This window comes from Kitasatospora sp. NPDC004745 (assembly GCF_042873275.1).
Classification (GTDB): Bacteria; Actinomycetota; Actinomycetes; order Streptomycetales; family Streptomycetaceae; genus Kitasatospora.
In genome coordinates this window covers 38,255-57,962 of record NZ_JBIALK010000018.1, presented here as the reverse complement: position 1 = coordinate 57,962, position 19,708 = coordinate 38,255, and the positions used below count along the sequence as shown (strand labels likewise).

General features: G+C 75.2%; 18 protein-coding genes. 9 read left to right on the top strand and 9 right to left on the bottom strand.

Features of this window, described 5'->3' with window-relative positions:
• Window positions 1-15: 15 nt before the first annotated feature.
• The 3 genes from efeB to ACFYUY_RS26150 all read right to left on the bottom strand — a co-directional run bounded on the left by efeB (window position 16) and on the right by ACFYUY_RS26150 (window position 4,036).
• Window positions 16-1,392, bottom strand: a complete 1,377-nt coding sequence (gene efeB / locus ACFYUY_RS26160) for an iron uptake transporter deferrochelatase/peroxidase subunit (RefSeq protein WP_387904165.1) — start codon at window positions 1,390-1,392, stop codon at window positions 16-18.
• Window positions 1,392-3,488: an iron uptake transporter permease EfeU gene (efeU, locus tag ACFYUY_RS26155; RefSeq protein ID WP_387904163.1), complete on the bottom strand. Its 2,097-nt coding sequence runs from the start codon at window positions 3,486-3,488 to the stop codon at window positions 1,392-1,394. Before efeU ends, efeB begins: the two co-directional genes overlap by 1 nt.
• 224 nt (window positions 3,489-3,712) lie before the next feature.
• Window positions 3,713-4,036 carry a hypothetical protein gene (locus ACFYUY_RS26150; protein ID WP_360213685.1) on the bottom strand — a complete coding sequence of 108 codons (324 nt, stop codon included), beginning with the start codon at window positions 4,034-4,036 and terminating at the stop codon, window positions 3,713-3,715.
• Between the two features lie 397 nt (window positions 4,037-4,433).
• Here ACFYUY_RS26150 and ACFYUY_RS26145 point away from each other — a divergent pair, with 397 nt between their 5' ends.
• Window positions 4,434-6,056, top strand: coding sequence for a ubiquinol-cytochrome c reductase cytochrome b subunit (locus ACFYUY_RS26145; protein ID WP_360213683.1), 1,623 nt, complete (start codon window positions 4,434-4,436; stop codon window positions 6,054-6,056).
• Between the two features lie 73 nt (window positions 6,057-6,129).
• Here ACFYUY_RS26145 and ACFYUY_RS26140 read toward each other — a convergent pair whose 3' ends face one another.
• Window positions 6,130-6,459, bottom strand: a complete 330-nt coding sequence (locus tag ACFYUY_RS26140; RefSeq protein ID WP_360213681.1) for a hypothetical protein — start codon at window positions 6,457-6,459, stop codon at window positions 6,130-6,132.
• A gap of 458 nt (window positions 6,460-6,917) precedes the next feature.
• Here ACFYUY_RS26140 and ACFYUY_RS26135 point away from each other — a divergent pair, with 458 nt between their 5' ends.
• Window positions 6,918-7,574, top strand: coding sequence for an NAD(P)-binding domain-containing protein (locus ACFYUY_RS26135; protein ID WP_360213679.1), 657 nt, complete (start codon window positions 6,918-6,920; stop codon window positions 7,572-7,574).
• A gap of 84 nt (window positions 7,575-7,658) precedes the next feature.
• On the opposite strand, the gene ACFYUY_RS26130 is transcribed toward ACFYUY_RS26135, so the two are convergent.
• On the bottom strand, window positions 7,659-8,687 hold the full coding sequence (locus tag ACFYUY_RS26130) for a substrate-binding domain-containing protein (protein ID WP_387904159.1): 1,029 nt from the start codon (window positions 8,685-8,687) through the stop codon (window positions 7,659-7,661).
• A gap of 211 nt (window positions 8,688-8,898) precedes the next feature.
• Here ACFYUY_RS26130 and ACFYUY_RS26125 point away from each other — a divergent pair, with 211 nt between their 5' ends.
• Window positions 8,899-9,336 carry a YchJ family metal-binding protein gene (locus ACFYUY_RS26125; protein ID WP_360213675.1) on the top strand — a complete coding sequence of 146 codons (438 nt, stop codon included), beginning with the start codon at window positions 8,899-8,901 and terminating at the stop codon, window positions 9,334-9,336.
• 24 nt (window positions 9,337-9,360) lie between these two features.
• Here the strand turns inward: ACFYUY_RS26125 and ACFYUY_RS26120 are convergent, their stop codons facing one another.
• Window positions 9,361-10,314, bottom strand: a complete 954-nt coding sequence (locus ACFYUY_RS26120) for a polysaccharide deacetylase family protein (RefSeq protein WP_360213673.1) — start codon at window positions 10,312-10,314, stop codon at window positions 9,361-9,363.
• A 205-nt stretch (window positions 10,315-10,519) separates the two neighbouring features.
• Between ACFYUY_RS26120 and ACFYUY_RS26115 the strand changes: the two genes are divergently transcribed.
• The gene (locus ACFYUY_RS26115) at window positions 10,520-11,041 is read left to right on the top strand and encodes a GNAT family N-acetyltransferase (protein ID WP_387904157.1); all 522 of its coding nucleotides are present in this window, start codon (window positions 10,520-10,522) and stop codon (window positions 11,039-11,041) included.
• A 57-nt stretch (window positions 11,042-11,098) separates the two neighbouring features.
• On the opposite strand, the gene ACFYUY_RS26110 is transcribed toward ACFYUY_RS26115, so the two are convergent.
• Complete coding sequence (locus ACFYUY_RS26110; protein WP_387904154.1) at window positions 11,099-11,989, bottom strand: carbohydrate kinase; 891 nt, start codon at window positions 11,987-11,989, stop codon at window positions 11,099-11,101.
• Window positions 11,990-12,388: 399 nt separating this feature from the next.
• Here ACFYUY_RS26110 and ACFYUY_RS26105 point away from each other — a divergent pair, with 399 nt between their 5' ends.
• The 4 genes from ACFYUY_RS26105 (at window position 12,389) to ACFYUY_RS26090 (ending at window position 16,266) form a co-directional block, all read left to right on the top strand.
• Window positions 12,389-13,906: a M1 family metallopeptidase gene (locus ACFYUY_RS26105; protein ID WP_387904152.1), complete on the top strand. Its 1,518-nt coding sequence runs from the start codon at window positions 12,389-12,391 to the stop codon at window positions 13,904-13,906.
• A gap of 413 nt (window positions 13,907-14,319) precedes the next feature.
• Window positions 14,320-14,844, top strand: a complete 525-nt coding sequence (locus ACFYUY_RS26100) for a SigE family RNA polymerase sigma factor (protein ID WP_360213667.1) — start codon at window positions 14,320-14,322, stop codon at window positions 14,842-14,844.
• Complete coding sequence (locus ACFYUY_RS26095; protein WP_387904149.1) at window positions 14,831-15,712, top strand: hypothetical protein; 882 nt, start codon at window positions 14,831-14,833, stop codon at window positions 15,710-15,712. The genes ACFYUY_RS26100 and ACFYUY_RS26095 overlap by 14 nt, the downstream gene beginning before the upstream one ends.
• 122 nt (window positions 15,713-15,834) lie before the next feature.
• Window positions 15,835-16,266 (top strand): nuclear transport factor 2 family protein, encoded by a 432-nt coding sequence (locus tag ACFYUY_RS26090; protein WP_387904147.1) that lies wholly within the window; start codon window positions 15,835-15,837, stop codon window positions 16,264-16,266.
• A gap of 129 nt (window positions 16,267-16,395) precedes the next feature.
• Here the strand turns inward: ACFYUY_RS26090 and ACFYUY_RS26085 are convergent, their stop codons facing one another.
• The gene (locus tag ACFYUY_RS26085) at window positions 16,396-17,496 is read right to left on the bottom strand and encodes a chemotaxis protein (RefSeq protein ID WP_387904145.1); all 1,101 of its coding nucleotides are present in this window, start codon (window positions 17,494-17,496) and stop codon (window positions 16,396-16,398) included.
• Between the two features lie 213 nt (window positions 17,497-17,709).
• On the opposite strand from ACFYUY_RS26085, the gene ACFYUY_RS26080 reads away from it, so the two are divergent.
• The gene (locus ACFYUY_RS26080; protein WP_360213659.1) at window positions 17,710-17,931 is read left to right on the top strand and encodes a hypothetical protein; all 222 of its coding nucleotides are present in this window, start codon (window positions 17,710-17,712) and stop codon (window positions 17,929-17,931) included.
• Between the two features lie 155 nt (window positions 17,932-18,086).
• Here ACFYUY_RS26080 and ACFYUY_RS26075 read toward each other — a convergent pair whose 3' ends face one another.
• Entirely contained in the window at window positions 18,087-19,655 is a 1,569-nt protein-coding gene (locus tag ACFYUY_RS26075) for a sigma-70 family RNA polymerase sigma factor (protein WP_360213657.1), read from the bottom strand.
• Window positions 19,656-19,708 lie beyond the last annotated feature (53 nt).

Genomic DNA, 19,708 nt, shown 5'->3' with positions numbered 1-19,708 from the left:
ACCGGCCGCCCGCCGTCACCCCGCGGCGAGCAGCCCGCGCCCGAGCCAGTCGGCCTCGTCCCGCACGCCCGGCAGGACGAAGAAGTAGCCGCCGCCGGTCGGTGAGATGTAGTCCACCAGCGGCTCGTCGACGAGCCGGGTCTGGGTGGCCTCGAACTGCCGCACCACGTCCTGCTGGTAGCAGCAGAACACCAGGCCCATGTCCAGGTTGCCGGCCTTGTCGACGCCCCGGTCGTAGTTGTAGCCGCGGCGCAGGATGCGGGTGGCGTCGGTGTCGGCGGTGCGCGGGTTGGCGAGCCGGATGTGCGCGGTGAGCGGGATCGCCTTGCCCTCCGGGTCCTTGCCGTAGTCCGGTGCGTCGGTCTCCTGGTGGCCGTCCAGCGGGGCGCCGGTGTCGCGGCGGCGGCCGAACATCTTCTCCTGCTCGGCGAGCGTGACGCGGTCCCAGAACTCGATCAGCATCCGGATGATCCGGATCACCTGGTAGCTGCCGCCGGTCGCCCACGCGGGCTCGCCCGCCCCGTCGGTGACCCAGACCAGGCGGTCCATCTCCCGGGCGGAGCGGGTGTCCGGGTTGACGATGCCGTCCTTGAAGCCCAGCAGGTTGCGCTGCGCGCCGTCCGGGCGGGACTGGTTCTGGAAGCCGTCGATCCGCCAGAGGATCTGCAGGGCGCCGCGGGTGTGCCGGGTGATGTCGCGCAGCGCGTGCAGCACGGTGTCCTGGCGGTCGGCGCAGATCTGCAGGGAGAGGTCGCCGTGGAGTTCGGCGGCCTGCAGGTTGTCGTTGGGGAAGGTCTTCATCGGGGCGAGCCGGGCCGGTTTGGCCTTGGCCAGGCCGTACCGGTCGTCGAAGAGGGAGGCGCCGACGCCGACGGTGACGGTCAGGTCGTCGGTGGGCACGGTGGGGCCGAGGACGCCGCTGTCGGAGGGCGGCGCACCGACGCCGAGGTCGGGCGGGGTGCCGCCGGTGGTGAGGAAACGGATCCGCGCGGTCAGCGTCCTGAGGAGGTCCTCCAGTGCCTTGCGGTCCTGGGCGATCACCTGGCACGACAGGAAGGCCGCGTAGCCGGGGGCCGGGGTGGTGACGCCGGCCTGGTGGTCGCCGTGGAAGGGGACGGCGCCGGCCCCGGCCCGGTGGGTGTCCCCGGCGGCGGCCTGGCCGCCGGCCTGGGTGAGGGCGCCGCCGGCGAGCACCGCGGCGCCGGCCCCGGCGCCGAGGGCGGCCCGCACGAAGCTGCGCCGGGCCGGGCCGGCCGGGCAGCCGCCGGGCTCGGCCGCGGCCAGTGGCCCGACGGCCGGCCGGGCGGGGGTCACGGCGGGCGTCGCGGCGGGGGCCTGGGCGGCGGTCGGGAACGGGCAGGTGCCTCCGGCGGCGGCGGGGTGGTCGGTCATCAGGCGGCCTTCCGGATCTCGAGCAGGGCGGGGACGGGGGCGAGGTCCTCGAGCAGCTGGCCGGTGGCGCCGTCGAGCTGTCGGCGGGTGTCGGCGGGGAGCCGGTCGAGCGGGGTCCAGCCCTCGGGCCGGTGGGCGGCGGCGAGGAGGTCGCCGACCCGCTTCATCCCGGCGCCGACGCGGGTGAGCAGCTGCGGGTCGCGCTCGTCGAGCAGCGGCTGCAGGACGGCCAGGAGTTCCTGGGTGCCGGTCAGGTTGGCCTGGGCGGTGGCGAGGTTGGTGCCGCTGCCCTGGTCGGTGTCGCCGGTGAGCTCGAACTGGAGGGTGTTTTCCAGGATCTCGTGGGCGCGCAGCGGGAGGTCGGCCGGGTCGAAGTCCTGGCCGGGGAAGTCCTGCCCGAGCTTGGCGACGTCGGCGGCCAGCTGGTCGGCGACGGGCGTCAGGTCGGCGGCGGACTCGCCGTGCCAGAGGCCGTGCTCCAGGCGAAGGAAGCCGGTGAAGTCCTTGTCCCCGGCCTTGTCGGGGAGGCCGTCGGGGCGTCCGTCGATCTTGCCGTCGAGCTCGGCGAAGGTGCCGTAGGCGGCACCCAGCGAGGCGTACCGGAGGTGGGCGGTCAGCCAGTCGGCCCTGGCCGCGGCGAGGTCGCCGCCGTGCACGTCGGCCTGGAGCTGCGCGGTCTCGGTCTGCAGGGCGGCGAGGCCCGCGGTCACGTACTGCCTGTAGGCGTCGAGCGGGCCCTTGAGGTCGTCCTCGCCGACCGGCTTGACGGCCCTGACCTCGGTGCCGCCGGTCACGTGGACGGCGCCGGAGGTGACGGCCCGGCCGCCGGTGGGGACGCAGCGCCAGGCGTAGTCGCCGGAGCCGATGGTGGCGGTCAGCGCGCGGGTGGTGCCCGGGGCCAGGCCCTCGATCTCGCCGTAGACGGCGCCGCTGGCCGGATCGACCAGGTAGACCTCGGCGACCTTGTCACCGGTGTTGTGCATCTGGAACACCTGCTGGCCGGGCAGCGGGGTGCCGAAGCCGCGGCCGCAGTCCCGCTCGGACACGGCGACGGTGGCGGAGCCGCCCTGCTTGCCGTCGCTGACCGCGATGACGGTGCCGGCGGCCACGACGGGCACCGCGACCAGCGCGGCGGGCAGCACCCACCGCGGCCGGCCGGACCGCGCCGGGGAGGCGGCCGCGGCCGGCTGCTGCGCGCCCGCCGTCCCGCCCCCGCCCGGGCCCTTCCCCGGCGCCGCGCCTGCCGCGCCTGCCGGGGCCGTTGTGCCGGCGTGGGCCGCCGCGCCGCCCCGGACGCCCTCGACGAACAGCGTCATGACGATGCACAGGTAGGCGACGTACCCGACGACCTGCAGGACCGTCATGGTGACGGTCAGGTTCAGGGTGCCCTGGACCAGCGTGGCGTACCAGGAGGAGGCGTCCAGGTGGGCGCTCAGGTCGAAGGCATAGGTGGCGCCGCCGCCGAGCAGTCCGGACTCCTGCAGGTCGCGCAGTCCGTAGCCGAGCACACCGGCCGCGACGACGATCAGACCGGCGCCGGTGATGGTGAAGAACCGGGTGAGGTTCATCCTCAGGGCCCGCCGGTACAGCCCCCAGCAGAGGGCGGTGGAGAGCAGCAGGCCGACGGCCGCGCCGATCAGCGGGCCGGTGGACTCCCCGGCGGTGCGCACGTTGGTCCACAGGAAGAGCGAGGTCTCCAGGCCCTCCCGGGCGACGGCGAGGAAGCTGGTGAGCACCAGCGCCCCGGCGCCCAGCGCCAGCGAGGCCTGGACCTTCTCCTTCAGCTCCGCGGAGAGGGTGCGGGCCGAGCGGCGCATCCAGAACACCATGGCGGTGACGAACGCGACGGCGATCAGGCTCAGCACCCCGCCGAACGCCTCCTGGGCGTGGCCGGAGAGGTTGGCGGCGGTGAAGGTGAGCACTGCGCCGAAGCTGAGGCTGAGCGCGACGGCCGCCGCGACGCCCGTCCACACCTGCGGCAGCCGGGACTTCTGGTCGAAGCGGACGAGCGTGGCGACCAGGATCGACACGATCAGCCCGGCCTCGAGGCCTTCGCGCAGTCCGATCAGGAAGCTGGGAAACGCCTCGTCCCACATGCGGCGGGCTCCTCCCCCGGGCGGCCCGGGTGGTAGCTGTCCTGAGCGGCCCGCCGCGGGTGGCGGCGGCGCGGCACAGCCGAACGCCCCGGACACGGGGCCCAGGGCGTTTCCGCTTAGCTTAGGCAAACCTTAGATCCGCCACGGTCAACCGCGCCTCCCGATCGGGTAAGGGTTCGGTATGAGGGGGCCGAACGGCCCAACGCCGCCCCGCCCGTCCGCGTTCACCCCCACCACTGCTCGGGAACCCCCTCCGCCTCCGCCGGCACCGTCACCGGCACGGCGGCCGGGGTGACCAGCAGCTCGCCGTCGCCGGTCTCGGCCACCAGGTAGCCGCACTCGCGCAGCACGACCGCGGCCGCGCCGCCGACCGCCTCGCGCGCCTCCCGGGAGGGCGGCCCGTCCGCCCCCTCCCCCGGTGACCAGCCGACCACCACGCCCTGGGGGCAGTGGCCGATCCGCAGCCCGGACGGGCCTGACGCGGTGTCGAACCCGGCGCGGGCGAGGGCCGCGGCGACGTCCTCGAAGAGTTCACGGTGATCCACCATTGGCGCAGCGTAGGCCCGCCCCCGCGGGAGGCCCGGACGCGGCGCGCGCCGAAACGGTTCAGCGGCACCCGACCGCAGCATCGCCCCCGTCCGAGCGGCCGATCGGACGTCAGAACCCCCCGTCCGGCCCGACACGAGCCGCCGGACGGGCCGATGGACGTGCACAGTCGGCCCCCTGCCGACAGCATGACAGAGTAAGCGCTTCATCACCCTGAGCAACGGGCCCAGCGGGTCGACCCGCTTCGCGCGCCGGTGCGACCGGCGGGCCCGTATCGAGAGGTCCCATGATCACAACACTTCGCCGGCCGGCGTTCCCGCCGGCGGGCCTCCAGCACGGTACGCCGAGGACGCCGGGGAGCCCGTCGTGAGAACCGACCAGCAGTCGCAGCCGGGACCGGTGACCAGCACACGCGCCAAGCCGGCGAACAAGGCCGAGGCGCTCGCCGACTGGGCCGACGGCCGACTCGGCGTCTACTCCCTGGCCAAGGCCAACCTCCGCAAGATCTTCCCGGACCACTGGTCCTTCATGCTGGGCGAGATCTGCCTGTACACCTTCGTCATCATCATCCTGACCGGCGTCTGGCTGACGCTGTTCTTCAAGCCGAGCATGGCCGAGGTGATCTACGAGGGCTCGTACGTCCCGCTCAGGGGCATCGAGATGTCGGAGGCCTACGCCTCGACCCTCGACATCAGCTTCGACCTGCGCGGCGGCCTGCTGATCCGCCAGATCCACCACTGGTCGGCCATCGTGTTCGTGGCCGCCATGCTCACGCACATGATGCGCGTCTTCTTCACCGGCGCGTTCCGCAAGCCGCGCGAGCTCAACTGGATCTTCGGCGCCGTCCTGCTGTTCCTCGGCATGTTCGACGGCTTCATGGGCTACTCCCTGCCGGACGACCTGCTGTCCGGGACGGGCATCCGGTTCATGGAGGGCGCGATCCTCGCGGTCCCCATCATCGGCACGTACATCCAGTTCTTCGTCTTCGCCGGGCAGTTCCCGGGCATCCTGATCGTGCCCCGGCTGTTCACCGTGCACATCCTGCTGATCCCCGGCATCATGCTGGGCCTCCTGGTGGCCCACCTGATCCTGGTCTTCTACCACAAGCACACCCAGTTCGCGGGCCCCGGACGGACCAACGACAACGTCGTCGGCATGCCCCTGATGCCGGTCTACATGGCGAAGGCCGGCGGGTTCTTCTTCCTGGTCTTCGGCGTCGTCTCGGTGATGGCGGCGATCGCGACGGTCAACCCGATCTGGGCGTACGGGCCGTACCGGCCCGACCAGGTCTCCACCGACGCCCAGCCGGACTGGTACATGGGCTTCTCCGAGGGCCTGATCCGGGTGATGCCAGGCTGGGAGATCAGCGTCTGGGGCGGTCACACGCTGAACCTCGGGGTGTTCGTCCCGCTGATCGTCTTCCCGCTGGTGCTGGTGGCCGTCTGGGGCTACCCGTTCATCGAGGCCTGGGTCACCGGGGACCGCGGCGAGCACCACATGGCCGACCGGCCGCGCAACGCACCGGTGCGCACCGCCTACGGCGCGGCCTGGATCAGCCTGTACCTGGTCCTGCTCGCCGGCGGCGGCAACGACCTGCTCGCCACCCACTTCCACCTGTCGATCAACGCGATCACCTACGCGGTGCGGGTCTGCTTCTTCGCCCTCCCGATCGTCGTCTTCGTGATCACCAAGCGCTGGTGCCTGGGCCTGCAGCGGCGCGACAAGGAGAAGGTGCTGCACGGCCGCGAGACCGGCGTCATCAACCGGCTCCAGCACGGCGAGTTCGTCGAGGTGCACGCCCCGCTCCCGCAGGGCCGGCTGTACACCCTCACCTCGCACGACCAGCCGCAGCCCTCGACCCTGCCGCCCGCGGTGGACGAGAACGGCGTGGCCCGCAAGGCCGGGCTGTTCACCCGCGCCCGGGTGAAGCTGTCCCGCGGCTTCTTCGGCGAGGGCAGCCAGATCGCCAAGCCCACGGCCGAGGAGCACGAGGAGATCACCAGCGGCCACGGCCACCACTGAGCACCGCGGACACCGCAGGGGCCCGCTGCGCCGTCACCGGCGCGGCGGGCCCCCGTCGTTCCACGGGCCGGGCTCAGCCCCGCAACGCCGCGGGGACGACCGCGAACAGCGCCGCCGCCATGGTGACGGAGAGGCAGAGCGCGGCCCAGCGGGTGCAGATCCGGCGGCACTCGGCGCGGTAGCGGGCGGCCAGCCGGCGGCAGCGGTCCACCGCGCGGTCGACGACCTCCTCCGCGTAGCGCAGCCGGTCGGCGGTGTAGGCCTGTTCCAGCCCCTCGCGCTCCGCGGCGGGCAGCCACGGGAACTGTCCGGCGAAGGCCCGGGCGTCCCGTTCGGCCGCCGCCACCTCCGCCTCCCAGGCCAGGTAGCCCTCCAGCCGGGCGATCTCCACCCGGGCGTTCACCCGGCCGCCGCCCGGGGCCCCGCTCCGCCGAGGGGTCCGCGCTCCCGGCGGACGCCGTCTGCCACCCATGACCGCTCCTCATGTCCTGTCGGGCCGTCCGGTGCGGACGGCCGGCCGGGCCGCCACAGCGCACCCCGGCCGGCCGTCGGCCGGATCGTCACGCGGAGATCGCTCCGCGACCAGGCCACTACTACCAGTGACGAAACGGGGGTGCGGGGCGACTCGCCGAACCTCCGGCCGACCCACGGCGGCCACGGCGCCGGCCCCGCACCGCACCGCCCCGCACCGCACCGGGTCCGGGTCCGGGGCGCAACACCCCCGGCGGGCGCCCGACGACCGCGGCGTGGTCCACGTACCGCACGGTGATCGCCGACTGAGGCCGGGTCAACTAGGGTCGTCGCCGGGCCGCCCCGCCGTGGGGCGGCCGCTGAGGTCGCACGAGACGGGTGGAGAAGCAAGTGCGCATCGGAATCATCGGCACGGGTGTGGTCGGCCGGACGCTGGGGAGCAAGCTGGTCTCGCTCGGCCACCAGGTGACGCTGGGCTCGCGGAGCAAGGACAACGAGAACGCGGTGGCCTGGGCCGAGCAGGCGGGCGCCGACGGCCACGCCGGCACCTTCGCCGAGGCGGCGGCCTTCGGCGAGGTCGTCCTGAACGCCACCGGCGGGACGGTCGCGGTCGAGGCGCTGCGCGCCGCCGGGGCCGAACACCTGGCCGGGAAGCTGCTGGTCGACGTCTCCAACCCGCTGGTCTTCGGCCCCGACGGCGGGTTGACCCTCGACCCGGTCAACACCGACAGCGTCGGCGAGCGGATCCAGCGCGAGTTCCCCGAGGCCCGGGTGGTCAAGACGCTCAACACCGTGAACTGCGCCGTGATGGTCGACCCGGGGCGCCTCGCCGGCGAGCACAACGTCTTCGTCGCCGGCGACGACGCCGACGCCAAGGCCGAGACGGTCGCGCTGCTGGGCGAGTTCGGCTGGCCGGCCGGGTGGGTCATCGACCTCGGCGACATCACCGGCGCCCGCGCGACCGAGATGATGATGCCGCTCTGGATCCGGATGTACGGGATCCTCGGCACCGGCGACTTCAACTACGCGTTCCAGCGCGCGAAGTGACCTCCCCGGGCTCGCCCCCGCGGCCCTGCGCGGGGGCGAGCCCGGCGTTCGCCGAGCGGCCCGGACGCCGAACGCGCGCCTCGGCTAGCTCCGCGCGGACGGGCTCGCGGACGCCCGGCCCCGGCCGCTGCCCGGCGTCCGGGTCGACCCGCCCGGCGCCGCCGGGTCCGGCGGCAGGAACTCCCCGGCGTTGTGCCGCCCCGCCGGGACGAACACCGGCCCGTCCAGCCCCGGCAGCCGGAAGGTGCCGATCCGGGCCTGCGTCCGCGGCTGCAGCAGGTAGTCCTGGAAGGCCTTCGCCCCGGCCTCGTTGACCCCCGCGACCTTCGCCGGGTCCACCACCGCCGTCACCATCACCCGCTGCAGCAGCGGGTCGTCCAGCACCAGCGGCACCAGGTCGACCGGGTGCTCGCGCAGGTACTCCCGGAACGGGGTGAGCCCCCAGAGCGTGTACCCGCCGGAGGCGGCGGCCTCGTCCACGGCCGCGCCGGTCGCCAGCCCGCGGTCGCTGAAGACCGACTCGCCCAGGCCGGCCTCGGCCGCCACCGTCCGCATCAGGTAGCGCACGCCGTCGATGTCGTTGACCACCAAGGGCCGGCCGGCCGCGGCGATCCGGCGGAACGCCTCGGCGAGGTCGGCCAGCCCGCGCACCCCGGCCGGGTCCGCCGCCGGCCCGGCCAGGCACATCAGGTTGGCGAGGACCGTCCGCGGCCACTGCACCAGCCCGTCGGTGACCAGCCCGGTGACGTCGCGGTGCCCGAAGTGCGAGAGCACCACGTCGGCCTGCCCGGCCCGGGCCGCGGCGCCGACCTCCTCGGTGACGGTGAGCCGGACCTTCAGGCCGCTCTGCGCCTCGAACTCGGGCAGCAGCACGTCGTACAGCCCGCCGTCGCGCACGGTGGTGACGCTCGTCAGCCGGACGGTGCCGCGATCGGCCGGGGGCGCAGCGGACCGCGTCGAGGCGGTCGGCACGGCCGTGGCCGACCGGTCCGCGCCCTGCTCGGGACGCCGGTCGCGGGAACAGCCCGCCAGCGCCGCCATCGGGAGGGCGAGGACCGCCCCCAGCCGCAGGAAACCCCGTCTGCCGTCCGTGCCCGTGCCGCCGGTGCCCATGCGCCGCCCCGCTCCCGCGGCGCACCGGTGGGACCGCCCGGCGTGCGCCGCCGACCGGCCGGGAACACGCCGAATCCTCGCGGACGGGCCGGACGCCGCGGAAGTGGTCGATCACCCGACGCGGCCGGCCCCGGCCTGGTCGGTCCACCGGTTGCGGCCCGCGGACGGCCCCCATGCCGGACGCCCGCCGGGAGGGGAGAGAATGGACCGCATGTCCCGACGTCGCCCCGCGCCCCGCGCCGCCTCCGCCGCGCCCCGGCTGCTGCCCTCCTCCCCCTGCCCGTGCGGCCTGACCGCCGCCTACGGCGACTGCTGCGGCCGGCTGCACCGCGGCCTGGCGGCGGCCGGCACCGCCGAGGCGCTGATGCGCTCGAGGTTCAGCGCCTTCGTCGCCCAGGACGAGGCGTACCTGCTGCGCACCTGGCACCCGGACACCCGCCCCGCCGAGGTGGAGTTCGATCCGGGGCTGCGCTGGACCGGGCTGGAGGTGGTCTCCACCACCGACGGCGGCGCCTTCCATGCCGAGGGCACCGTCGCGTTCCGCGCGCACTGGACGGAGGGGCGCGAGCAGGGCGTGCTCACCGAGCACAGCCGGTTCGTCCGGCACGAGGGCGCCTGGGTGTACCTGGACGCCCTCTCGCTCGGCTAGGTCCGGACCGGGCCCGGACCTCCGCTACAGGTAGTCGTCGAGGCGGCCGAGGGAGAAGCCCTCGGCGGTGACGTCGTTGACGACCTTGCGCAGCAGGTCCGTCATGGAGGCCTTCCAGATGTCGGGGCCCCGGAAGTGCGTGAGGATGATGTCGCCCGGGTGGAGCCTGCGGTCCGAGTAGCGCCATTCCATGTGGTCGGGGAAGGCCTCCTCGTTCCACATCGGCACCGCCTCGACCCCGCAGGACGCCGCCGCGCGCAGGGTGTCGTCGTTGTACTCGCCGTACGGGGGGCGGAACAGCCGGGGCCGGACGCCGATCTGCTGCTCCAGCTGGTCCTGCTGGCGGCAGATCTCACCGCGCTGGGTCTCGTAGTCGAGGACCTTCAGGTTGCGGTGGTTGATGGTGTGGTTGTTGATCTCCACTCCCTGGGCGTGCAGGTCGCGGAAGTAGCCGTAGTTCTCGCGCGCGAGGTAGTCGGAGACGTAGGTGCTGAGCGGGATGCCGAGCTCCGCGGCCATCCGGGAGAACTCCGGGTCCTTCTCGGCACCGTCGTCGACGGTCAGGAAGACCACCTTGTCGTCGGTCGGCACCCGGTACACCACCGGCGGCCGCCCGTCCTTGAGCTTCACGCCCTGCACGGGGGTGAGGACCGCCCTGGTCGCCGGGCGCGGGGGCGTCTTCAGCGGCGGGCGCTCCAGGCCCCAGCGGTGCGCGGTCTCCAGGGCCGCCTGCTGGGCCGCCGCCTGGCGGGCCACCGCCTCGCCGTGGGCCTCCTCCTCGGCGCGGGCCAGGCCCGGCAGCACCGCGGGTGCGACCGCGCGGGCGGCCTTCGCGCCGTTGGCGCCGGCGGGCGCGGCGTCCGGTCGGGCGGGGCTCGTGGGCCCGGCGCAGCCGGCGGCGACGGCGGAGAGGCAGACGGTGGCCAGCAGGCCGGTCCGTACGACCCTGGTGCCGCTCCCCCGCTGATTCCCCCTCAAACCCCCATTAATGTGACGATCTGATGGTCTGTTCATAGACGCACTGCTCCCCAGCAGTGCACCCCCGCCAATCCCCCCGTCACCCGTGCGGGGCAACGACCCGCCGCACTCCTTGCCCGCCCTTTGCCGAACCGCGGGTCCCCAGGGGGCCGCACCGGGCGAAACCCCGTTGCCGCGGACGCGCGCGACCACCGATCATGCGCCCATGACGACGACCACGCCCCCCGCCACCGACCTCTGGACCGTCACCACGGCCGACGTGTCCGCACCCGAGGCCCTGGACCTGCTGCGCGACTACTACCACGACGTCGCCAACCGCTACTACCGCCTCCACTTCGACCGCGAGGGCACCCCCGAGGAACTGGCCTCCGGCCTCGCCGGCTCCCCCAGCGACGACCTCGCCGCGCCGGACGGCGCCTTCCTGATCGGCCGTCACGAGGGCACCGCCCACGCCTGCGCCGGACTGCGCCGGCTCGACGCCGACACCGTCGAACTGACCCGCGTCTACGTCCGGCCCGCGCTGCGCGGCACCGGCGGTGGCGCCCGGCTGCTCGCCGCCGTCGAGGACGCCGCCCGCGCCCTCGGCGCCCGCCGCATCGTCCTCGACACCCGCACCGACCTGATCGAGGCCCGCTCGCTCTACCTCCGGCACGGGTACCACGAGATCCCGGCCTACAGCAGCGGCCCGTACGCCCAGGTCTGGTACGGCAAGGAGCTCGCCGGGTAGGCCCCGCCGGGCCCGGGTGCGGCGGGCGGGTCCTGTGGATCTCGTCGGACGGGCTGCCTAGGACGCGGCGGCGAGGGCGGCGGCGAGTTCGGCGGCCGTGGGCGGGTTGGCGCCGGGGCGGGCGACGGTGAGGGCCGCGGCGGTGACGGCCCGGGTGAGGCAGCCCGCGAGGTCCGCGCCGGCCGCGCGGGCGTGCAGCAGCGCCGCCATGAACGCGTCCCCGGCGCCGACGGTGTCGGCGACCACCACCGGTACGGCCCCCGCCCGGACCAGTCCGCCACCGGGGGCCAGCGCGAAGGCCCCGTCGGCTCCGAGGGTCACCGCGACCACCGACGGGCCGAGCGCGAGCCAGCGCTCCGCCACCGCCTCCGCGGCCTCGCCCGGATAGAGCCAGGCCAGGTCCTCGTCACTCGCCTTGACCACGTCGCTCAGCGCCACCCAGCGCTCCACCCGCCGCACGGCCCGCTCCCGCCCGCCCATCAGCGCGGGGCGCACGTTCGGGTCGTAGCTGATCTGCGCCCGGCCGTGCCACCGCTCGACCAGGTCGAGCACGGCGGCGGCGCCCGGGTCGGTGACCGCGGCGATCGACCCGAGGTGGATCGCCGCCGGGGGGTCGGCCGGCTCGGTGGGCGGCAGCGTCCAGCCGATGTCGAAGGTGTACCGGGCCCGCCCCCGACCGTCGAGCCGCACCACGGCCGACGGCGTCCGGGCCACCTCGGCGGCCCGCACCCGCACCCCGGCCGACTCCAGGTGAGCCCGGATCAGCCGACCGTTGGCGTCCGCCCCGAGTTCGGTGAGCAGGGTGGCCGGGTGCCCCAGCCTGGCCAGCCCGTAGGCGACGTTCGCCGGGCTACCACCGGGGTGGACCACGTCCGGGGCGCCGTCCGAACGGACGACGTCGGCGACGCACTCGCCGATCACCAGGACGTGCGGATCGGGGGTGGTCACGGCGGCTCCTGGCATCCGGTACGCGGGCGGCGTCTCGCTCGCCAGCCTACGGGCTGCACGCGGGCACGAGGAACGGCCGCCGGACCTGGCCAGGTTCTCCGACGGCCGTGGCCCCGTCCGTCAGGGGACGAAGCACTTCGAACGCTATCCGGCCCGCGACGGGGCCGCCAGCACGGTGGGCCGTCCGGGGGACGACCGCGTGTCGTCGGCCCTCCGGGAAAGCCGCCCGGACGGCGCCCCCGGTCCACTAGGGTCTGTGCCCGGTGCGTCGCACACGCACCGCGGCCCGGGGGCGGGGGGCCGCACGACCACCCCACCGCACGACGCCTCGACCGCGCCGGCGGATCCCCGCGCCCGGCCCCGCTGCCAGGTCTCCCGGCACCAGCACCCGGAAGTACGGTGATCACCCTGCCCAGGCCCCGCGCCGGTCTCCTCGTGGCGCTCGCGTTCAGTGCGTCGCTGCTCTCCGCCAGCGTCCCGACGGCCACCGCGGCGGACGGCCTGGGCGATCCGGTCTTCCCCTCCCTGGGCAACACCGGCTACGACGCGCTCGCCTACGACCTCTCGTTCGACTACCGGGCCGACACCCGCACCGTGGACGCCACCGCGGTGATCACCGCCCGACCGTCCCGCACCCTGCGGAGCCTGCGGCTGGACGCGCTCGGCCTGACGGTGCGCGCCGTCCGGGTCGACGGGCGCCCGGCCGGGTTCACCGTCCGCGACGCCAAGCTGACGGTCGCTCCGCCGCGGCCGCTGCACCCCGGCACGGCCGTGCAGGTGGCGGTGGACTACTCCGCCGACCCGCACGCCCGGCGCCCGCACAGCGGCTGGGTCCCCACCGCGAACGGCTTCGCGGTGGCCGGCCAGCCGGACGGCGCGCACACCGTCTTCCCGTGCAACGACCACCCGAGCGACAAGGCCCGCTTCACCGTCGCCGTCACCGCACCCGACCCCCTGCTGGGCGTCGCCAACGGGGAGTTGACGGAGACCGAACGGCTCGGCGACGGCCGGACCACCCGCCGGTACGTCTCCCGCGAGCCGATGGCCACCGAACTCCTCCAGGTCTCGGTCGGCGACTACACGGTGCGCGAACGCCCCGGCCCGGGCGGCCTGCCGCTGCGCGACGTCGTCCCGACCGCCCGCGCCGCCGAGCTCGAACCGGCCCTCGCGCTCACCGCCGACCAGCTCGCCTGGGCCGAGCGGCACCTCGGGGCGTTCCCGTTCGAGAGCTACGGACTGCTGCCCGCCGACACCGACGACCCGGCCGCCTTCGGCTTCACCGGTCTGGAGACCCAGACGCTCACCCTCTACAAGCCGGACTTCCTGCGCCGGCCGGAGTCCGCGATCGGCTCGCACATGATGCACGAGCTGGTGCACTCCTGGTACGGCGACAGCGTCTCCCCGGCCACCTGGGCGGACCTCTGGCTCAACGAGGGGCACGCCGACTTCTACGCGCTGACGTACCGCTACGAGCGCGGCTGGCCCGACGCCTCGGGCCACACCACCCTGGTCGACCGGATGCGCGAGGTCTACGGCCTCGGCGACCAGTGGCGCCACGACTCCGGCCCGGTCGCCGCACCCGGCGCCGACGACCTCTTCGACAGCCAGCGCTACACCGGCGGCGCCCTGGTCCTGTTCGCGCTGCGCGAGCGGGTCGGCGCCGAGACCTTCGACCGGATCGAGCGCACCTTCCTGCGCGAGCACCGCCACGCCACCGCCTCCACCCGCGACTACCTGCGGACCGCCTCCGAGGTCTCCGGGCAGGACCTCACCGGCTTCCTCACCGACTGGCTGTACGGGCGGCGCACCCCGCCGATGCCCGGTCACCCCGACTGGACCGTCGCCCCGGTGGGCCAGGCGCCGTCCGCCGCCCACGGGCTCCCCGGCGGGGTGCCGCAGGGCTCGGGGACGCTCTGACGCCCTCCCCCGCACGCCCTCGCTCCCGGTCGCGCCGCGACGTGCCCCCGGGCGCCCGGTGCGCGCCCTTGGTCCCCCGGGCGGGGCGGGCCATCGTGGTGGCACGGCCCGCCCGCCGCCCGGCCGAGTCCCGGCCGGCTCGCGGGCCGTCCAGCTCCCCGGGCCAGGACCGGTCGTCGTCCCCCGTCATCGGACCCGGGCGCCGCGCACGCACGGACCCGGGCGCGCCGCGCCACCGTTCCGGGCCGTGTACCGCGGGCCGGACCGGACCGCCGGAAAATTCTCCGCGCCGACGGGCAACCGAAAGCGCCGCCCATCGCGTTCAGCAGCCGTGAGAAGCACACCACGACCGCGGCCCGCCGGGCCGCCACGACCGACGGGAACGGCGCGGACACCATGGCGGGGACGGCACGATGAGCGATGCGAATCCGGACTTCGAGGAGTTCGTCGCCGCCTGCGGCCCGAAGCTGCTCCGGGTGGCCTGGCTGCTGACCGGCGACCCGCACCAGGCCGAGGACCTGCTGCAGACCGCGTTCGCCCGGGTCTGGCCCAAGTGGGACCGGGTCGCCATCGACCGGCCCGAGGCCTACACCCGCAAGGTGCTGGTCAACTGCCACGTCTCGTGGTGGCGCCGGCGCTGGACCGGCGAGCTGCCGCACGGCGAGCTGCCGGAGCCCGTCCCGACGGGCGGGGACCCGTACGAGGAGGTCGTGGTCGAGCAGGTGGTCGCCCAGGCCGTCCGGGCGCTGCCGCCGCGTCAGCGGGCGGTCGTGGTGCTGCGCTACTTCGAGGACCTCAGCGTGGAGGAGACCGCCGAGGTGCTCCGCTGCAGCACCGGCACGGTCAAGAGTCAGACGCACCGGGCGCTGTCCGTGCTGCGCGGCCGGCTGCCCAGCCGGGAACTGCTGCTCACCGGGGGACCTCGTGACCGGTACTGACCCGCTCGACGCGTACGGCCGCGCGGGCGGCGAGGACGACTGGGGCGACCGCGACGGGGCCGCGGAGGAGGAACTGCGGATCCTGCTCCAGCGGGCCGTACCGGCGCTGGACGACCCGGCGGACCGGATGGAGCGGATCCGGGCCCGGGCCGCCCGGGTCCGGCGCAGGCGGCGGGCCGCCGCGCTCGCGGCCGGGCTGACCGGCGGGCTGCTCGTCGCGGCGCTGGTGGCCGCGCCGGCGATCGCTCCCGCACCGGACCGGGGGGCGGCGCTGCGGCCTGCCGGGCCGGTGTCGGCACCCGCCTCGGCCACGCCCTCCGACGGCCCGACCGTCCCGGACGAGCTCGTCGGGATCACCATCGGCCTGCGGGAGTGGAACGTCGTCGCCCGCGTCCCGCAGGGCTGGTTCTCCCAGGCCTCCGACGCCGACGACCCGGAGGGCGGCGTCCTGCTGACCGATCCGCCGGGCCAGTCGCCGCAGGCCACCGCGCAGTCCGGCCCCCCGACACCCTGCCCGACGACGGAGTCCGACGCGTGCCGGCTGCCGAAGCTGCTCCCGGTCGACGGGGCCGTGCTGTCCTTCCTGAAGGTGGACGACCCGGGCCTGGTCGGGAAGGTCGCCGCCGAGCCGGCCACCGCCCGCGAGCGGGCGCCGGAGAAGCCGTGCCTGGTGCGGGGCGGCAACCGGGAGTTCGTCGGCCACAAGCTCATCACCCGGCCGGGCGCGCGGGCAGCCCTCATCGAGCTGACGGTGTGCCTGCGGCAGCCGTCCGACGCCACCGTGGGGTTGGTCCAGCCGGTGCTGGACTCGATCCAGGCCGTCGGGGGGGCGACCCCGTCGCGGGGAACCCCCACCCCCCTCGGCTGACCCGGCCGTCCGCCGGGGCTTCACGGTCCCTGCCGGGACCGGCCGGCGCCCGCCGGGGACGGATTGTCAGTGGGCCCTGCTAGCGTCCTGAACACAATCGGAGAACGAACGGGGGTCTTCTCATGGGTGCGGAGCTGCGGGGGGTCGGAGCCGGTGTCTACGACCGGTGGACGGCGCTGTGGAACGGCGAGCTGCGGCTCGCCGCGGAGATCATGGCACCCGAGTTCACGCTGCGGTACGCGCAGGCGGGGACGGAGGTGTTCGACGAGGTGCGGACGCCGGAGCGGCTGGCCGAGGTGATCGCTCAGTGGCGTGCCATGCGCGGTCCGGGGCTGCGCTTCGAGGCCGAGGGCGTCGCGGTGGCCGACCTCGAACCGGCCGGCGGCACGGTCTCCGGCCTGGTGGCCCGGCCTTACCGGGCGAGTTTCGTCGACGCGGACGGCGCGGTGGTGGCCAGGAGCGGTACGGACACCCTGCGGATCACCGACGGGCTGATAACCGAGGTGTGGTCCGTCTCCTCCGGTGCCGCCGGGCGGACGTTCTACCCGGGCTGACCGGGCTGGCCGGGCCGCCGGTGTGACACGGCCGTGCGGGCCCCGACGTGTCGGGGCCCGCACCACGGGGCCGCGTCGGCGCCAGCCGACGGTGGTGGCCGGAGGCCGGGCGGGTCGGTGCCGGGAGGGTCAGTACCGCAGGACGGCGGCGATGCGGCCGCGGGACGCGAGGTCGCCGGTGGGGACGAACTGCACCTTGGCCCCGGTGTCGAGAGCACGCTCGACGATCTCGTCGACCATGTCCTCGCGGACGTCGGGCTCACCGGCGGGCGCCGGGACGAGGTGGTTGTCCGTCACCCGGACGGGCTCCCAGTAGTCCTCCTCGACCGCGACCACGGCGGCCCGGCCCTCGCTGACGGACTGCCAGACCTCGTCCATGCCGGCGGCCAGGCCCTTCACGCCCTGGGCCTGGTCCAGGCGCTCCTGCAGCTCGGTCACCGCCCTGCGGCCCTGCTCGGCGACGGCGGCCCGGACGGCCTCCGCCACCGCGGCGGCGGAGGCGTGGCCGAGGCCGCCGCGGGAGACCTGGGCGGCGGCCCGCTTGGCGGCGCCGCCGACCTCGTCGAGCAGCGAGAGCGCCGCCGCCTCGCCGAGCACGAAGAGCGGCCGGTTGTCCGCCTCCAGCACGGCGGCCAGCGCGGTGTCGGCCGAGCGCAGGAAGCGGCGGGTCTCCTCGTCGCGGAAGGTGCTCGGCACGTCCCCGATCCGTTCCTGGCGCTCGACGTCCCAGTCGGGCCGGACGTGGTCGACGGGGAAGCCTCCCCCGGTGTGCTCGACCAGGGTCGTCCCGCTCCCCCCGAACAGGGCGGCGCGGTCGGCGGCCACGGTCAGCACCCAGAAGGGCGCACCCCCGGCGTGGGCGGCGACCAGGTTGCGGGTCAGGAAGGTGTCCGACACCACGACCCGGGCCGGCACCGGGCGCGGCAGGGACCACACCTGGTACTCGCCGGGCGCCGCGAAGATCACCAGGCCGTCCTCGGCGTGCACGAGGTCGACCTCGGTGAGCGCGCGGTCCAGCTGGTCGACGACGTCCAGCCGGTCGGCCCGGCTGACGGCCTCGTCGGCGTGCAACCGGTTCTTCGCCTCGGCGACGAGGTTGCGCAGACGGACCGGGTCCTGGCTGTTTTCGGGCTCGCTGCGGTGGGTGGGCAGCAGGACGGAGACGGCCGGGTAGCGCCGGGGGCGGCGCAGCTCGGCGAGGACGGCCGGGGAGAGCTCGGCTGCGTGCATCGGTTGCCCTTCGTGTCGCGGTGGAGGTCCTGACAGGTCCTGGCGGCGACTCCGACACACGGCGAATCGACCGATTTGCCGGAATCATTCCCGACCCCTCCCCATCCCACCGCCCTCCCATACCTCCCGCCACCGGAAAGGTCGCCCGGCGTCGGCCCCGACCCGTAACCCGGGCGGCCCAGTCTCGTTGGGCCTGCCATGAAGAAGCGCAGCATGCTTGCCGTTGCCTCGCTCGCCGTGGGCTTCGTCGCCTCGCTGACCGCGCCGAGCGCGCACGCCAGCGCCGTCGGGGGGCAGGACGGTACGCCCGGGCCGTCGACGAGCGCGCCCGACGCGCTGCCCGGGCAGGTCGGGGACGCCGGGGGCGTCGTCGGCGAGGCCACCGGGTTCGTGACCGGCTCCGCGGACGGCCTGGTCGGGGTCACCCCCGCCTAGCGAGGCCGCCCGCCGCCCCGGCCCCCTCCGGCCCCGGCCCCCTCCGGCCCCGGCCCCCTCCGGCCGCGACCCCTCCGACCACAGCGACTCCGGCCAGGGGCTTTCCGACCACGGCGGGCCCGACCGGGCCCGCCCCGGCCCGGCCGGTCGGGGCGTCAGCTCAGCGGCGCGCCCAGGTCCTGGGTCCAGTAGCCGCCGGCCGGGCCGGTGGCCACGCCGACGCCGACGTCCTTGAAGCCGCAGTCCAGCATGTTGGACTGGTGGATGCCGCCGTCCATCCAGCGCGTGAACACCACGGCGGGCGCGGTCGGCCCCCGGTCGAGGTTCTCGCCCCACTGGGACCAGCGGTAGCCGGCCGCGGTGATCCTGGCGTCGGTGCGGACCCCGTCGGGGTTGACGTGGTCGAAGAACCCGCGCGCGACCATGTCCTCGGCGTGCTTCTGGGCGGCGGCGTGCAGCCGGGTGTCGATCCGCAGCGGGGCGCAGCCGACCTTGGCGCGCTCGGCGTTGACCAGGTCGACGAGCTGCCGCTCCGGGCTGGGCGGCGGGGCCGCGACCGACCGGGTGGCGGTGGGCGTCGCGCTGGGCGTGGGCGTGCCGGCGGGAGTGTCGGTGGGCGTCGGCGCGGGCGCCGGGGTGGCGGCGAGGGTGACCGGGGCGGCGACCGGGGTGGCGGTGGCCGTCGGGGTGTCCACCACCGGGGTGTCGAGGGCGGCGGCCGGGGTGGTGGGCTCGGGAGCCGCCTCGACCGGGGTCTCGGCGGGGCGCGACCAAACCAGGGCGAGGGTGGTGACGGCCACCACCGCGACCGCCCCGCTCGCCAGGACGGCCTTGCGGGCGGCCGTCCCGGCCCAGCCGCCGTGGGCGCCCGCGGCGCCGTGGCCGGCGGCGGAGCCCTGGGCGCCGGCGACGGTGGCGGCGGTGTGCTGGAAGTGCAGCAGTGCGGGCGAGTCGAACGGGATCGGGACGAGGGCGAGGCCGGCCAGCAGTCCTTCGGCGGGGAAGAGGTCGCGGCCGAGCCGGTCGCAGGTGACGCAGCTGCGGATGTGGCGGGCGATGCGCTTGCGCCACACGGAGTTCGGGGTGCCGTCGAACCCGACGGTGACCTCGGCGAGTTCGGGGCATCGGGGGTAGGCGCCGAGGGCGCGGACGACGACCCGGCCGGCTTCGAGCTGCTTCTTCATCCGCTGGACCCGGACGGCGGTGTGCTGCGGGCTCAGGTCGAGGGATTCGGCGAGCTCGGCGCGGGTGAGCTCGCCGCTGGCCTCCAGCCACCAGAGGGAGAGCAGTTCGCGGTCGTCGGGGTCGAGCCAGCGGGTGGCCTCGGCGACCTCCCGGCGCTGGCCGGAGAGGCCGAGGCGCAGGATGGTGAGGTCGGTGAAGTCGGCCCGCGGGTCCGGGACCTCCCAGGTCTCGTCGAGGCCGCCGACGGTGGGCTGCTGCTGCCCGGCGGCGTGGCGCCGGCGGACCTGGTTCATGGTGATGGCGACCAACCAGGACCGGAAGCAGTCCGGGTCGCGCAGCCCGTCGAGGCCGTCCAGGGCGCGGATCATCGTCTCCTGGGCGACGTCGTCGACGTCGGCGTGGCCGCCGAGGGCGCGGCCGGCCACGTTGTAGACGAGCGGCAGCCAGGCGGCGACCAGCGCCTCCTGCGCCTGCCGGTCGCCCGCCTGGGCCGCGCGTACCAGGGTGGTCCCGGTCCTGTTCTGCACGTCAGCGTTCATGGTCCGCACTCCGTCTTGCCGTGTTCCGTCCGCCGATGCCTCCTCGGAGACCC

Excerpts from the sequence above, each read along its gene's own strand:
- efeB (WP_387904165.1), bottom strand. The coding sequence starts at position 1,392 with ATGACCGACCACCCCGCCGCCGCCGGAGGCACCTGCCCGTTCCCGACC.
- efeU (WP_387904163.1), bottom strand. The coding sequence starts at position 3,488 with ATGTGGGACGAGGCGTTTCCCAGCTTCCTGATCGGACTGCGCGAAGGC.
- ACFYUY_RS26150 (WP_360213685.1), bottom strand. The coding sequence starts at position 4,036 with ATGGTGGATCACCGTGAACTCTTCGAGGACGTCGCCGCGGCCCTCGCC.
- ACFYUY_RS26130 (WP_387904159.1), bottom strand. The coding sequence starts at position 8,687 with ATGGGCACCGGCGGCACGGGCACGGACGGCAGACGGGGTTTCCTGCGG.
- ACFYUY_RS26125 (WP_360213675.1), top strand. The coding sequence starts at position 8,899 with ATGTCCCGACGTCGCCCCGCGCCCCGCGCCGCCTCCGCCGCGCCCCGG.
- ACFYUY_RS26115 (WP_387904157.1), top strand. The coding sequence starts at position 10,520 with ATGACGACGACCACGCCCCCCGCCACCGACCTCTGGACCGTCACCACG.
- ACFYUY_RS26100 (WP_360213667.1), top strand. The coding sequence starts at position 14,320 with ATGAGCGATGCGAATCCGGACTTCGAGGAGTTCGTCGCCGCCTGCGGC.
- ACFYUY_RS26090 (WP_387904147.1), top strand. The coding sequence starts at position 15,835 with ATGGGTGCGGAGCTGCGGGGGGTCGGAGCCGGTGTCTACGACCGGTGG.
- ACFYUY_RS26085 (WP_387904145.1), bottom strand. The coding sequence starts at position 17,496 with ATGCACGCAGCCGAGCTCTCCCCGGCCGTCCTCGCCGAGCTGCGCCGC.
- ACFYUY_RS26080 (WP_360213659.1), top strand. The coding sequence starts at position 17,710 with ATGCTTGCCGTTGCCTCGCTCGCCGTGGGCTTCGTCGCCTCGCTGACC.
- ACFYUY_RS26075 (WP_360213657.1), bottom strand. The coding sequence starts at position 19,655 with ATGAACGCTGACGTGCAGAACAGGACCGGGACCACCCTGGTACGCGCG.